This window comes from Microbispora sp. NPDC088329 (genome assembly GCF_040685655.1).
Taxonomy (GTDB): domain Bacteria; phylum Actinomycetota; class Actinomycetes; order Streptosporangiales; family Streptosporangiaceae; genus Microbispora.
Window position 1 is genome coordinate 1 of sequence record NZ_JBFBIP010000018.1, and the last position, 13,849, is coordinate 13,849.

12 protein-coding genes and 1 riboswitch are annotated in these 13,849 nt (G+C 70.0%); of the genes, 2 read left to right on the forward strand and 10 right to left on the reverse strand.

The features are described from left to right. The 4 genes from AB0O28_RS28245 to AB0O28_RS28260 form a co-directional block, all read right to left on the reverse strand. A partial coding sequence (locus AB0O28_RS28245; protein ID WP_363645304.1) for a Clp protease N-terminal domain-containing protein occupies positions 1 to 248 on the reverse strand: 248 nt, incomplete at its 3' end. A 475-nt stretch (positions 249 to 723) separates the two neighbouring features. Beyond that, positions 724 to 1,068 carry an Lsr2 family protein gene (locus tag AB0O28_RS28250; RefSeq protein ID WP_363645306.1) on the reverse strand — a complete coding sequence of 115 codons (345 nt, stop codon included), beginning with the start codon at positions 1,066 to 1,068 and terminating at the stop codon, positions 724 to 726. A 1,296-nt stretch (positions 1,069 to 2,364) separates the two neighbouring features. Next, positions 2,365 to 3,750, reverse strand: a complete 1,386-nt coding sequence (locus tag AB0O28_RS28255; protein ID WP_363645308.1) for an RDD family protein — start codon at positions 3,748 to 3,750, stop codon at positions 2,365 to 2,367. Between the two features lie 138 nt (positions 3,751 to 3,888). Continuing rightward, the gene (locus tag AB0O28_RS28260) at positions 3,889 to 4,440 is read right to left on the reverse strand and encodes an amino-acid N-acetyltransferase (protein ID WP_363645310.1); all 552 of its coding nucleotides are present in this window, start codon (positions 4,438 to 4,440) and stop codon (positions 3,889 to 3,891) included. A 374-nt stretch (positions 4,441 to 4,814) separates the two neighbouring features. Next, positions 4,815 to 4,984, forward strand: a riboswitch (cyclic di-AMP (ydaO/yuaA leader). Positions 4,985 to 5,136: 152 nt separating this feature from the next. Between AB0O28_RS28260 and AB0O28_RS28265 the strand changes: the two genes are divergently transcribed. Continuing rightward, positions 5,137 to 6,096 (forward strand): NlpC/P60 family protein, encoded by a 960-nt coding sequence (locus AB0O28_RS28265; RefSeq protein ID WP_363645312.1) that lies wholly within the window; start codon positions 5,137 to 5,139, stop codon positions 6,094 to 6,096. 80 nt (positions 6,097 to 6,176) lie between these two features. Here the strand turns inward: AB0O28_RS28265 and AB0O28_RS28270 are convergent, their stop codons facing one another. Both AB0O28_RS28270 and AB0O28_RS28275 read right to left on the reverse strand, forming a co-directional pair. Then, a complete protein-coding gene (locus AB0O28_RS28270; protein WP_363645314.1) occupies positions 6,177 to 6,425 on the reverse strand; it encodes a LuxR C-terminal-related transcriptional regulator in 249 nt (82 codons plus the stop codon). Between the two features lie 73 nt (positions 6,426 to 6,498). Continuing rightward, positions 6,499 to 6,909 carry a helix-turn-helix domain-containing protein gene (locus AB0O28_RS28275; protein WP_363645316.1) on the reverse strand — a complete coding sequence of 137 codons (411 nt, stop codon included), beginning with the start codon at positions 6,907 to 6,909 and terminating at the stop codon, positions 6,499 to 6,501. A gap of 96 nt (positions 6,910 to 7,005) precedes the next feature. Here AB0O28_RS28275 and AB0O28_RS28280 point away from each other — a divergent pair, with 96 nt between their 5' ends. Next, a complete protein-coding gene (locus tag AB0O28_RS28280; protein ID WP_363645318.1) occupies positions 7,006 to 7,929 on the forward strand; it encodes an NADP-dependent oxidoreductase in 924 nt (307 codons plus the stop codon). Positions 7,930 to 8,041: 112 nt separating this feature from the next. On the opposite strand, the gene lysS is transcribed toward AB0O28_RS28280, so the two are convergent. The 4 genes from lysS to AB0O28_RS28300 are packed head-to-tail and all read right to left on the reverse strand — an operon-like array spanning position 8,042 to position 13,807. Continuing rightward, on the reverse strand, positions 8,042 to 9,727 hold the full coding sequence (gene lysS / locus AB0O28_RS28285; protein WP_363645320.1) for a lysine--tRNA ligase: 1,686 nt from the start codon (positions 9,725 to 9,727) through the stop codon (positions 8,042 to 8,044). 59 nt (positions 9,728 to 9,786) lie between these two features. Then, positions 9,787 to 10,569 (reverse strand): type III pantothenate kinase, encoded by a 783-nt coding sequence (locus AB0O28_RS28290; RefSeq protein ID WP_363645322.1) that lies wholly within the window; start codon positions 10,567 to 10,569, stop codon positions 9,787 to 9,789. A gap of 7 nt (positions 10,570 to 10,576) precedes the next feature. Beyond that, positions 10,577 to 13,099: an L-aspartate oxidase gene (locus AB0O28_RS28295; RefSeq protein ID WP_363645324.1), complete on the reverse strand. Its 2,523-nt coding sequence runs from the start codon at positions 13,097 to 13,099 to the stop codon at positions 10,577 to 10,579. 45 nt (positions 13,100 to 13,144) lie between these two features. After that, the gene (locus tag AB0O28_RS28300; RefSeq protein WP_363645326.1) at positions 13,145 to 13,807 is read right to left on the reverse strand and encodes a TetR/AcrR family transcriptional regulator; all 663 of its coding nucleotides are present in this window, start codon (positions 13,805 to 13,807) and stop codon (positions 13,145 to 13,147) included. Positions 13,808 to 13,849: the final 42 nt, after the last annotated feature.

A 13,849-nucleotide genomic window follows, 5' to 3' on the forward strand; every position in this document is an offset into this window, starting at 1 on the left:
CGCGGCGTGAAGGGGATGTGTCCCGACGGCGCCGACTGCCCCTGGCCGATGATCTCCTCGACCTGCTGGCGCACCCCCTCGAGACTGATCCCAAGACTCTCCAGAGCCTTGGCCGCCACACCCTCGCCCTCATGAATCAGACCAAGAAGAATGTGCTCAGTACCGATGTAGTTGTGGTTGAGCATCCGAGCCTCTTCCTGGGCCAGGACGACAACCCGCCGCGCACGGTCGGTGAACCTCTCGAACATCTCGTCGCTCCTCACAGAGCGGTCAGGCGAGCACGGGAGATCCGGCCCGTCGTTCCGCATGGTAGCCCCGGCCCAGCGACCCGCTCCTTGGCAGAAGGGTTCCCCAAGCGAAGGGCGTTCATGCTCTATCCAACCCCCTGCCGGGGGCGACATGTTCCCGATACGCCGCAAGCGAACGAGGTTTTAAGGGAGCGCAAACACAATCGCGCGGTTATGCGATCGTCAGGTCCTCCGACGACCGCATAACCGCGCGATCAAGGGTGAAGTCAGGAAGCGTCCAGCAGATCTCGCCGTAGCGGGGATCGTCCAGGTGGATGCGTCTCGCAAGGCTGGAGGAGGAGCCAATAGCGGACCTATTGGCGATCTTCCCGGACCCGCGGAGTTTGCGCGCCCGGGAGTAATCCCCACGGGCAGGCGACAACGCGGCGAGACACCGCCTGGACGACCGATAGGCGGAAGATCTGAGGAACACCGCCTAGTGCGCGTCCTCGTACGCTTGGACGATCGAGGCGGCAATACGACCGCGCTCACTCACGGGGTGTCCGTGAGCCTTCGCCCATGCGCGGATCTCCGCACTCTTCTCGCGGGTCATGGCTCGCTGCCCCCCGCCGCCCGCACCGCGACGGCGCCCACGGGCCTGCCCGCTGTCCGCGCGCCGAGCGCTGCTGACGAAAGGCGACAGGGCGTCGCGAAGCCGCTTCGCGTTGCCGTCGCTCAGGTCAATCTCATATGACGTGCCGTCAATCGCGAAGGTGACCGTCTCATTGGCCTCGCCGCCATCGAGATCGTCGATGAGAATCACCTGCGTGTGCTTGGCCATCCGGCAATCCTTTCGCAGCCCATAGTTTGATTCGTCAGCCAAACATATACCCGGTTTCCCCTGGCTGACAATTCAAGATTGCGGATTCTCAGGAACCTCTGAGTCCGGTGACTTCTCGCGTGGCTCCCGTGTCGTGCCGAGGCCGGCCGCGTCGGAACGTACCAACTTTACGATGCCGTAGACGACCGCACCGGCGACGACCACGGAAGGTATCAAGGCGGACAATACCTCTGTCATTCTGCCTCGCTCGTGCCGGGGGTGCCATTGGGTGCACCCGACGAAATTCCGAGGACGTGGCAAGGCTGCCGGCCTCTTGCGTGGGCCGGGCGCCCCGATACGACCATAGCGCCGGGAGGGACCAGACGTGCCTTCCGGGGTGCCCCTGGAGGGCCGGGGTAATCCTCGTCTCTCCAGCGGCCTTACCGGATGCACTCGAAATCGTACCCAAAATGCCGACCCGGGCGGTCACCGATCCCCGCCGCCCCGCCCTTTCCGCCGACCGCGCACTTCCGGCGCGACGGCGGCAGGCCGGACCGCGCATCCTCGGGTTCACGCAGGCCCATGCCGCAGCCGCAGGTGACCGGCTCGCCGACCAGGACGAACACGTACGGGCGAACGAGCGCGAAGCGGCAAACAGGTCCTCTGGAAAAGGCCGGACGGGGGACGTACGACCGTTGTAGAGCCCGGTGAAACGAGGAGCCCGCGTCACGACAGCCGGATCTTCACAAGGGGCACGAGACCCTTCTCGTACGGCACGCACGCCTTGTGAGGATATACGCGCAAGCAGATCGCCATGGCCCGGAAGCCTCGTAAAAAGAGAGGACCGGCCGGTTCGATCAAGATCGACGAGCGGCGGCCTGAAGATCGAAAAAAGGAGCGGGACACAATCACGCGGACGTCCCCGGCGGCCCGGCGTCCGAGTTTCGCCCGGCCAAACGATGCCCCGCATTCCACGGACGCCGCCTGCGCCGCGTAGAGCGGGCGGGCATCCGGGAGCACCATAAGGGCTCGTGCGGCTCCATACGGCCCCATAAGCGTCCCTGGCGGTTCCTTAAGCCGCCCGTGGGCGGATATGGCCCGGACGGGGACGGGAAGGCGAACCTTAAGGATTGGCGCCGGGGGGCGGTCTCACGGTCATTGGGCACCTCTCGGGGACAGTGAACCCAAGCATGGCATGCCCGGGCGGCCCCGCATGGATTTTCCGTCACAGCCGGATGCCAGCGGCTGGAGGACGCCATAGCGATCGCATACAAAAACGGGGCCGATGGTCCGTTCCATCGGCCCCGTCCGCAGTCGTTACTTGACCTTGACCACCACGGTGCGGGCGACCTTGTCATGCAGCGCCTGGTGCAGCGGCTTGTCCCACAGCAGCCACAGCGCATTCACCAACGCGAAGACGCCCGCCAGATACTCGATGAGAGGAATCCAGCGCACCAACTGCGGCCCCCACATCACGCCGGCGCGCTTGGCGACGACGTCGGTGGGCAGGCCGCCGTCGAGAGTGCCGCCGATCTGGACGACCTTGATCCCCATCGCGATCTTTCCGAGCGTCTGCCCGCGCGAGCGCAGCATGAGGAACTCGTAGCCGACCATCACGAGCCCGCTCAGGATCGAGACGAGCAGTGTGGCGAGGAAAAGGCCGCTGGCCTCGGTGACGGCCCCGGTACTCAGGTTGATGCTGGCCGAGGAGTAGACGACCGCGAAGATCACACCGTTGAGGATCAGGAAGGGGATTCCCACGATGACGCCGTCGATCAGGCGGGCGACCAGGCGCTGCCACCACTCCGCGAGCGGAGCCGGGGCGCCGGGCGGAATCGGCCCCGCGGCCGCGTACGGGTGGCCGAAGCCGGGCTGGCCATAGCCCTGCTGGCCGTACTGCTGCCCGTAACCCTGCTGCGGATCCGGCTGCGCGTACTGCTGCTGGCCGTACCCCTGCTGGGCGTACTGCTGCTGCGCATAGCCCTGCTGCTGACCGTAGCCCTGCTGCTGGCCCTGCTGGGCGCCGTAGCCCTGCTGGCCGTACTGCTGCTGGCTGTAGTCCTGCTGCTGGGCCTGCTGGCCGTAGTCCTGCTGCTGGCCGTAACCGCCCTGGGACGACTGGCCGTACTGCTGCTGGGCCTGCTGGCCGTAGTCCTGCTGCTGGCCGTAGCCACCCTGGGACGACTGGCCGTACTGCTGCTGGCCCTGCTGGGCGCCGTAGCCCTGCTGACCGTAGTCCTGCTGGCCGTAACCGGGCTGCTGGCCGTAGTCCTGCTGGCCGTAGCCCTGCTGCTGGCTCTGCTGGGCGCCGTAGCCCTGCTGGCCGTACTGCTGCTGACCGTAGTCCTGCTGCTGGCCGTAGCCACCCTGGGACGACTGGCCGTACTGCTGCTGGCCCTGCTGGGCGCCGTAGCCCTGCTGACCGTACTGCTGCTGGCCGTAACCGGGCTGCTGACCGTAGTCCTGCTGGCCGTAGCCCTGCTGCTGGCCGTAGCCCTGCTGCTGGCCGTAACCGCCCTGGGCGGGGTCATAGCCGGGCTGCTGCTGCGGGCCCGTCTGCTGCCCGGGCTGGCGATAGCTGACGACCGTGACGTCGGGGTCGTAGTCCTGGGCTGGTCTGTCCGTGCCGTACCCGGGGCTCGATGACGGCGGTGGCGTTCCGTCCGACTCGTCCTGGGGGTACGGCGGCTGTCCGGTGCTCACCGTGTCACCTCGTTTCGAAGACGCATGCGCCGCACGTCTGTAGCACACGCTGATATTGCCAAAAGTAGCGACAGGTGTATCAACAGTCACCTTTGCGGCGGTCGACAATCAGCGTCAAAGATCACAAACCAGCCTTCATCAATGGCGATCGAGGTGCAGCAGCATTCGGGTGTTCCCCAGAGTGTTCGGCTTGACGTGCTCCAAGTCGAGGAACTCGGCGACGCCCTCGTCGTACGACGCGAGCAGTTCCGCGTACACCTCGGGGGAGACCGGGGTGCCCTGAATGGGCCTGAAACCGTGCCGGGCGAAGAACTCGACCGCGAAGGTGAGGCAGAAGACCCTCCGCACACCGAGGTCCCTGGCGGTCTCGATGAGCGCCGCGACGATTTGATGGCCGATTCCCCCGCGGCGCGCCGCGGGATCCACCGCCACGGTCCTGATCTCGGCCAGGTCCTCCCACAGCACGTGCAGCGCGCCGCACCCGACGACCTGACCGCCGATCTCGGCCACCCAGAACTCCTGGACGTCCTCGTACAGCGTCACCGTGCTCTTCTTGAGCAGACGGGGACCGACTCCCGAGTACGCGTCGACAAGGCGCCGGATGGCCCGGACGTCGGGCGTCCTGGCCCGGCGCACCGTCACGGCGGTGGCGCCCTCTCCGGTGGGCGTCTGCGCGGCGACCTGCTCCATGAGCGGCCAGCCTAGCCGGACCACGGGCGATCCCTCACCGTCGGCGTCCAGCGGCATCATGGATAACGGTCATGCCCAAACGCCACACTCGACATAGGGCCTGACTGTGCGTAGCCGCCAGGATACGGGCGAACGACCCGCCCGCCCGGCGGCAGCAGTTCCGGTTCGTCCCATTTTTCCCGAGAGTCCCAGCAGCCAATACAAAGACTCAGATCCGCTCAAACCCAGGTGAACGCGGACATACCAGTGCCGAACTCGTGACCCGGTTGTGATCAATCGGTTGTCAAACGTAGACGGGTTTCGGAGTTCTGGTTGAGCAAGAACTCGCCGTGCACTATCGTCCTGCGACGATGCCGGTCATCGTGCACGCTCACGGCGGCCGGGCGCCGAGTCTTCGAAGCACCGCGTGCGGAGGGGAGCCGGGGACCCAACTGCAGGATCAGGATCGGTTCGATCTCAGATCGTCAAGGGGTGAATCCGTCAAGGTAGGGCTACTCCGGCCCGAACCCGTCAGCTAACCCGGTAGGCGCTCAGTAGCGCCCCGCCGAGCGGTCCCGTCCCGATGACGCGGGCCCGCCCCGGGGCGCATGTGGGAGAGGAGCTCGGTTGCGCATGCGTGGAGGACGGTCGGCGGGCAGGCACGCCCGCGGCCGACAGTCCGGATCCGGCACGGCCGGTCCGGGTGCAATCCGCCGGTTGGCGTTCGTCGGCGTCGCGCTCACCGCGATCACGTTCGGCGCCCCGGTGGTCCGCGCCACCGCCGACCCGAAGCCGAGCCTCAAGGAGCTCACAGAGCAGGTCGAGAGCCTCTACACCGAGATCGAGAGCCTCACCGAGCAGTACAACGGCGAGCGCGTGCGTCTGAAGGCGGCCGAGCGGTCCGCCGAGCTCGCCAAGAAGAACCTCGCCAAGAGCGAGGCCGAGCTGGAGGTCCGCCGGCAGAAGGCGAGCGCTCTCGCACAGCACTCCTACATGACCAACGGGCTCAGCGGCGCGCTCGCGCTCATCGGCGGCGACGGCGACCCCAGGGAGTACCTGGACCAGGCCACCACGACGTACGCCCTGGAGCTGCAGGGAAGCCAGGAGGTCGCGGAGGTCACCAAGGCCATGGACGCCGCCGCGCGGGCCAGGCAGAGCGCCTCCGCCCGGCAGGCCGAGGTCAAGAAACTCCTCACCGGCCTCGACTCCCGGCGCGACAAGATCAATAAGTTGATCAAGAAGACCGAGAGCAGCCTCTACCGGCAGGTCTCCCGGACGGTCGGCAGCGAGACGCGCAGCAGGATGTCGTTCCCCATCGTGGGCGACGGCAAGGCGGCCCAGGCGGCACGCTGGGCGCTCAGGCAGCAGCTCAAGCCGTACGTGTGGGGCGCCGAGGGGCCCGGCTCCTTCGACTGCTCGGGTCTGGTCATGGCGGCCTACCAGGCCGTCGGCGTCAGCCTGCCGCACTACACCGGCGACCAGTGGACGGCGGGCACGCACATCTCCCGTGACCAGCTTCGCCCCGGCGACCTGGTGTTCTTCTACTCCGACCTGCACCACGTGGGCATCTACATCGGCGGCGGCTACATGATCCACGCGCCGCGCACGGGAGACGTCATCCACATCGCGAGGATCGCCGGGCGGCCGTTCGCGGGAGCGGTGCGGGTCGCCGACTGAGTCGTCCGAACCGAAGGCGTGGGGTGGAACCGGGTCGCCGACTGAGTCGTCCCGAACCGAGGGCGTGGGGCGGAACGCGGTCAGATGAGACGACGGCGTGCCGCCCAGGCGACGGCCTCGATCGCGGTCGCGACGCCGATCCGGTCGCAGATGCCCCGCAGCCGGCGCCGCACGGTGCGACCGCTGACATCGAGACTGCGGCCCACGCGATCGGCTGTCACGCCCTTGGCCAGCTCCGCGAGGAGAAGCAGGTCCTCTTCGGTGAGACCGGCACGGTCAAGGTCCGAGGCGGGATTGCCACCTCGGTAGACGACCTCGGGAACACCCATCGTCCGCCCTCCCCCACGACGATGATTCGTCGGCCCACCCTTCAGGGACGGTAAACGCCTGCCACGAAGGTCGTCAAGGTGCGGAGTCGGCCCGCCGGTCGTACGTCTCCCGGGCCGCCTCGACATCCTCCATGTGGACCTCGGCCCAGTTCTTGATCGCTTTCAGCAGCGGCATGAGACTTTCACCCAGGGGCGTGAGCCGGTAGTCGACCCGGACCGGCACCGCGGGAGTGACCGTTCGGGAGACGAGGCCGTCGCGTTCCATCGTCCGCAGCGTCTGCGTGAGCATCTTCTGGCTGACGCCCGCGATCGTCCTCGCCAGTTCGCTGAAGCGCCGCGGGCCGTCGGCGAGCGCGGTGAGCGCCAGGCTCACCCACTTGTCGCTGAGCGCGTCGAGCAGCTGCCGCGACGGGCAGGCCGCGACGTACGCGTTGTACCGCCGGCGCGCCTCTTCCCGCTGCTCGGCCGCCGTCTGCGTGGGCATGTCTTTCCTCCGCGTCACTTACGCACTTTGAGGTGCCTACTTACCAGAAGAGAGTAGGCCTCCCTACGCTCCTTGGCACACCGGAAGGAGGAACTCATGAGAGCACTGGTGGCACGGGACGGAGCCGTGGGGATCGTCGACGCGGCCGAGCCGGAGCCGGGGCCGGGACAGGTGCGGATCAGGGTCGAGGCGGCCGCCGTGAACCCCGTCGACCTGCTCACGGCCGCGGGCACCCTCGCCGACAACGGGCTCATGCCGCATCTGGAGACGTACGCCCTGGGATGGGACGTGGCGGGCGTGGTCGACCGGGTCGGTCCGGAAGTGACGGGCGTGCAGCCCGGCGAGCGGGTCATCGGCTTGTCGGACCGCCTGACGGACCGGTTCAAGGCCCAGGCGGACCTGGTCGTCCTGGACGAGACGGCCGTCGCGCCCGCGCCCGCGGGAGTGGCCGCGCCGGAGGCGTCGACGCTGCCGCTGAACGCGCTGACCGCCGTCCAGGCGCTCGACGCCACCGGGCTCGCCCCGGGCGAGACCCTGGTCGTCACGGGAGCGGCCGGGGGCGTCGGTGGCTATCTCGTGGAGCTGGCGGTCGCACGGGGGATCAGGGTCGCCGGGGTCGCCGCGCCCGGCGACGAGGCACTGGTCCGAGACTTCGGCGCGGAGTGGTTCGTGCCGAGGGGCACCGATCTGGCCGCGGCCGTCAGGGGCGTCGTTCCGGGCGGTGCGCACGGCCTGGTGGACGCGGCGGTCGTCGGCCTGCCCGCGCTGGACGCCGTACGCAACGGGGGCGCGTTCGTCGCCGTGGGCGCCGGGCTGGCCCCCATCCCGTTGCGCGGCATCCGGGTCTCGACGGTGTTCGTCCGCGCCGACGCGGCCCAGCTCGGCCACGTCGCGAAGCTGGCCGAGGCGGGACGGCTGAGCATGCGGGTCGCGGGCACCTATCCGCTGGAGCAGGCCGCCGAGGCGCACGAACGCCTGCGGAAGGGCGGCCTGCGCGGCCGGCTCGTCCTGCTGCCCTGAGTCCTCTGCCCTGACCCGCCTGCCCCGGCTTGTCGCGCTCTGTCGCGACAAGCGGGTCGCGGGCCGGACGGCCATGCCGTCCGGCCCGCTCCCAGGAGGTCAGGCGCCGGGATCAGGCACGGCCGAGCAGCTCGCGCACCCGGTCGCGGCCCACGGCCAGCAGCAGCGTGGGCAGGCGCGGGCCGGTGTCACGCCCGACGAGCAGCCGGTAGAGCAGGGCGAAGAACTCGCGCTGGGCCGCCTTCAGCTCGGGCGTGGCCGCCTTGGCGTCCATGTCGAGCCCGGCCTGCACCTTCGGCACGCCGTACACGAGGGTGGTCAGCCCGTCGAGCGACCAGTGCTCGTCGAGGCCCTCGGCCAGCAGGCGCAGCGACTCCCGCTCCTGCTCGCCGAGCGTGTCGAGCAGTTCCTTGTCGGGCGTCTCGCGCACCTGGGTGCGCTCCTCCGCGGGCACGTAGGTGTTCACCCAGTGCTGGGCGCGGTCGAGCCGCGGCCGCAACTCGTCCAGCCCGGCGATCTCCGGGTCGAACGCGCGCAGGATGCGCAGCGTCTGCTCCTCGTGCCCGGTGGCGATGTCCACGACGGAGGCGAGCGTCCGGTACGGCAGCCGCCGCGGCGTCTCGGGCAAGACCCGGGAGGCCGTGCTCGACGCCCGCCGGTAGGCCGCCTGGTCGGCCGGCAGCGCCGTGCCGTCCTGCACCTTCCTCGTCAGCGTGTCCCACTCGTCGTACATGCGCTGGATCTCCTGGTCGAAGGAGACCTTGAACGACTGGTTGGGACGGCGGCGCGCGTAGAGCCAGCGCAGCAGCGCGGGCTCCATGATCGACAAAGCGTCGGCCGGGGTCGGCACGCCGCCCTTGGAGCTGCTCATCTTGGCCATGCCGCTGATGCCGACGAAGGCGTACATCGGCCCGATCGGCTGCGGGGCGCCGAACACCTCGCGCACGATCTGGCCGCCGACCACGAACGACGAGCCCGGCGAGCTGTGGTCCACGCCCGACGGCTCGAAGACCACGCCCTCGAAGGCCCAGCGCATCGGCCAGTCGACCTTCCACACCAGCTTGCCGCGGGTGTGCTCGGACAGCAGCACGGTCTCACTGTGCCCGCACACGCAGGTGTAGGACATCGCGGTGGTCTCGTCGTCGTACGACGTGACCGTGGTCAGGTCGCGGTCGCAGGCCGAGCAGTAGGGCTTGTAGGGGTAGTAGCCCCCGGCGCCCGAACCGTCGTCCTCGCTCGCGGCACCCGAGCCCTCGAGGGCGGCGGCCTCGTCGGCGTCAGCGACCTCCTTGGCCTTGGCCTTCTTGGTGCGGTACTGGTCGAGGATCGCGTCGATCCGCCGCCGCTCGCGCATGGCGAGCAGCACCTGCTCCCGGTACGCCCCGGAGGTGTACATCTGCGTCTGGCTGATGCCGTGGAACTCCACGCCGAGCTCGTTCAGCGCGGCGATCATCGGCGCCTTGAAGTGTTCGGCCCAGTTCGGGTACTCGCTGCCGGGCGGGGCCGGGACGGTGGTGAGCGGCTTGCCGATGTGCTCGTTCCACGCGGGGTCGATGCCCACCGGAACCTTGCGGAAGCGGTCGAAGTCGTCCCACGAGATGATGTGCACGCACTCGTGGCCACGCCGCCTGATCTCGTCGGCCACCAGGTGCGGGGTCATGACCTCGCGCAGGTTGCCCAGGTGGATCGGGCCGGACGGGCTGAGGCCGGACGCGCAGACGATGGGTTTGCCCGGTGCGCGCCGTTCAGCCTCGGCGATGACCTCATCGGCGAAACGCGCCACCCAGTCGGCGTCCATCACGTCAGTCCTCTCTGAACGGGATCCTGCCTTCTATGGTCCCGTACGCGAGGGAGTCGTCAGGACGCGTTACGGGCGTAGACCAGCCGCAGGCCGATCAGCGTGAGCCAGGGCTCGTGGACGTCGATCGTACGGGCCTCGCCGATGACCAGAGGCGCACCGGTGCCCGTGGCGACCACGGTGACGTCGTCGGGGTCGGAGGCCAGCTCGGCCGTCATGCGGTCCACGATGCCGTCGACCAGGCCCGCGAACCCGTAGATGATGCCCGACTGGAGCGCCTCAACGGTGTTCTTGGCGATCACCGACCGCGGCCGGACCAGCTCGACCTTGTGGAGCTGGGCCCCGGCCGTGGCCAGCGCGTCCACCGAGATCTCCAGGCCGGGGGCGGTCACCGCGCCGACGTACTCGCCCCGGGCCGAGACGGCGTCGAACGACGTGGCCGTGCCGAAGTCCACGATCACGCACGGCCCGCCGTACAGGGTGGTGGCGGCGAGCGCGTTCACGATGCGGTCGCTGCCGACCTCCTTGGGGTTGTCCATCCGGACCGGGACGCCGGTGCGGACGCCGGGCTCGACGACCACCGCGTTGACGTCGCCGTAGTAGCGCCGGGACATCTCCCGCATCTCGTTGAGCACCGACGGGACCGTGGAGCAGATCGCGATGCCGCTGATGTCGGCGTCCTTGAGCAGCGGCGACTGCCCGAGCAGACCCTGGAGCACCACCGCGATCTCGTCCGCCGTGCGGCGGGGATCAGTGGCGATCCTCCAGTGTTCGATCACCTCTTCACCCTCGAACAGGCCCAGCACCGTGTGGGTGTTGCTGACGTCGATGGTGAGCAGCATTCCCTGATTATGCATCACGAAGATCTAGACCAAGGTCGAGTGCCGGGGCCGAGTGCGTGAGCGCGCCGACGGCCAGGTAGTCGACCCCGGTCTCGGCGACCGCGCGGGCCGCGTCCAGGGTCAGCCCGCCGCTCGACTCCAGCCGCGCGCGCCCGGCCACCAGCCGTACGGCCTCGGCGAGCTGGTCCACGGTGAAGTTGTCGAGCAGGATCTCGTCGGCGCCCTCGGCCAGGACCGGCTCGATCTGGTCGATCCTGTCCACCTCGACCTCGATGGGCAGACCGGGGAAGGCCTGCCGTACGGCGCGGAACGCCTCGGCGACGCCTCCGGCGGCGACGACGTGGTTGTCCTTGATCAGCGCGGCGTCGTGCAGGCCCATCCGGTGGTTGACCCCTCCGCCGGCCCGGACGGCGTACTTCTCCAGGGCGCGCAGCCCCGGCAGGGTCTTGCGGCTGTCGCGGACGCGGGCGCCGGTGCCCTCGACGGCGTCCACCCAGCGGCGGGTCTGGGTGGCGACGCCGGACAGGTGGGTGAGGAAGTTGAGCGCGGTGCGCTCCATCGTCAGCAGGTCCCTGGTGGCGCCCCGCACGGTCATCACCACGTCGCCGGGGCGCACCCGGTCGCCGTCGGCCGCGTGCCGCTCGACCTCGACCTCACCGGCGGCCTGGCGGAAGACGGCCTCGGCCACGGCCAGGCCGGCGACCACGCCCTCCTTGCGGGCCACCACGTCGGCGACGGCCCGCTGGCCGGCCGGGATGGTGGCGGCCGAGGTCACGTCCTGTCCCCCGGCCAGGTCCTCCTCGAGCGCGGCGCGGACGAGACCGAGCACGGTGTCCGGGTCGAGTCCGGCCTTGTCCAGTTCCGTCCGGAGCTCCTCGTGAGGCGTGTACGTCAAGGTCAGTCCCTCCGCGGTCAGAGTGATGTCGATGTGCGCCCGCCAGCGTGCGTCGTCGCGGTCGGGGTGGTCCTCCCGCCAGTGCGAGCCGCGGGTCTCCTCGCGTACGGCCGCCGCGGCGACCAGCGCGGAGGCCACCGTGAGGAGGTTGGTCGCCTCCCACGACTCGGTGCAGGGCTCGACCGCGACCGGCGTCCAGCGGGCGTCGGAGAGCGCGCGGGCGACCTCCGCGAGGCTGCGGTCGCTGCGCAGCACCCCGGCGCCCCGGCTCATGTGGCCCTGGATCCTCGGCCGCGTACGCGGGTCCACCAGGCCCTCGGGCCGGTCGTCCCGCGCGGGCTCGCGCGGGGTGGACTTCTTCGCGGCCAGATCGGCGGCGATGCGCTCGCCGTAGACGAGCCCTTCGAGGAGGGAGTTGGAGGCCAGCCGGTTGGCGCCGTGGACGCCCGTGCAGGCCGCCTCTCCGCAGGCGTACAGGCCGGGCACGCTGGTCCTGCCGTATAGGTCGGTGCGCACGCCACCGCTCGCGTAGTGGGCGGCGGGGGCGACGGGGATGGGCTCGGTGACCGGATCGATGCCGTGCTCGCGGCAGACGGCGAGGATCGTGGGGAACCTGGCCCGCCACTTCTCCTCGCCGAAGTGGGTGGCGTCGAGGTGGACGTGGTCGGCGCCGGTCCGCGCCATCTGGCGCATGATCGCCTTGGCGACCACGTCGCGGGGCGCGAGGTCGGCCAGCTCGTGCACGTCCCGCATGAAGCGCTCGCCGTTCGCGTCGATCAGCACCGCGCCCTCGCCGCGTACGGCCTCGGAGACGAGGGGCTGCTGGCCGGTCGAGCCCTCCCCCAACCACAGGACCGTGGGGTGGAACTGCACGAATTCGATGTCCCTGACCACCGCGCCGGCCCGCAGGGCGAGCGCCACGCCGTCTCCGGTGGACACGACGGGGTTCGTGGTGGCCGCGTAGACCTGGCCCATGCCGCCGCTGGCCAGCACCACGGCCCCGGCCCGTACGGCGCCGACGCCGTCGCGGGCGCCCTCGCCCATCACGTGGAGCGTGACCCCGCAGGCGTCGCCCTCGGCGTCGAGGAGGAGGTCGAGGGCGAGGGCGTGCTCGATGACCTCGATGCGGGGCTCGGCCAGTACGGCCTCGGCCAGGGCCCGCTGCACCTCGGCGCCGGTCGCGTCGCCGCCCGCGTGGACGATGCGGTTGCGGCGGTGGCCGCCCTCGCGGGTGAGCTGCAGCTCGCCGTCGGTGCCGCGGTCGAACTCGGCGCCGTGGCTCATCAGGCGCTTCAGCGCGTCGGGCCCCTCGGTGACCAGGACGCGTACGGCCTCCTCGTCGCACAGGCCGACCCCGGCGACGAGCGTGTCCCTCAGGTGCTCGTCGGGGGTGTCCTCGGGGTCGAGGACGGCGGCGATGCCGCCCTGGGCCCAGCGGGTCGACCCGGCCGACAGCACGTCCTTGGTGACCACGAGCACCCGCGCCCGGGGGTCGAGTTCGACGTGGCGCAGCGCCACGGTGAGGCCGGCGATGCCGGACCCGATCACGACCGCGTCGGCCTCGACGGTCCAGCCGGGTGCGGGGGCGGTGAGTCTGCGTGCGAGCGCCACCATGAGGGGATCCCCTTTCGTCATAATGACGATAACGCTCCCCCGGCGATGGTGACGCCCCGCCCCCTCCTACGAGGGGCACGCCGCGGGATCGGCGCAGAGCTGGGCGGCCAAAGTGGCGTAGGCCCATTCCTCCCACCGGTCCGGCGACCAGCCGCGGTCCCGCACGAAGAGCAGGTACAGCTCCGGACTGAGCAGGCAGAACAGCAGGTCCGCCGCCATCTCGACGGAGACGCCGGGGCGTACGCCGGGCTTGCCCACCAGCGCCTGGGCCGCCGCGTGCTGCACGGTGTAGCGCGGGTCGGGACCGTCGGGCCACTGCGCGGCGATCTGCGGGTCGGTGGCCGCGGCGGACGCGATCAGCGGCATGATCGGGGCGACCCGGCCGAGGATCTCGCAGGTGCCGCGAACGTGGGCGCGCAGCTGGCCGGCCGCGGTCGGCGCGGCGCACGCGGCCCGGAACCATTCACGGTCCATGGTGGCCACCGGCTCGGTGTCGCCGGCGATGGATGTGTCGACGACGTCCTTGAACAGCGTGCGCTTGTTGCCGAAGACGAAGTAGACCGTCTGGACGGCCACGCCCGCCCGGTCGGCGACCTCCTGGAGGCTCGTCGCCCCGTAGCCCTGCGCGACGAACAGCTCCCGCGCCGCCTGGATGACCTTCTCCCGGGTGCGGCGCGAGCGCTCCGCCCGTTTGTCAGCCCGTTTTTCCGGCCGCTTGACGGTGTCCATGGCGCGAGTATATCTCTAGAGTCAGTTACTAGAGTTTGACTC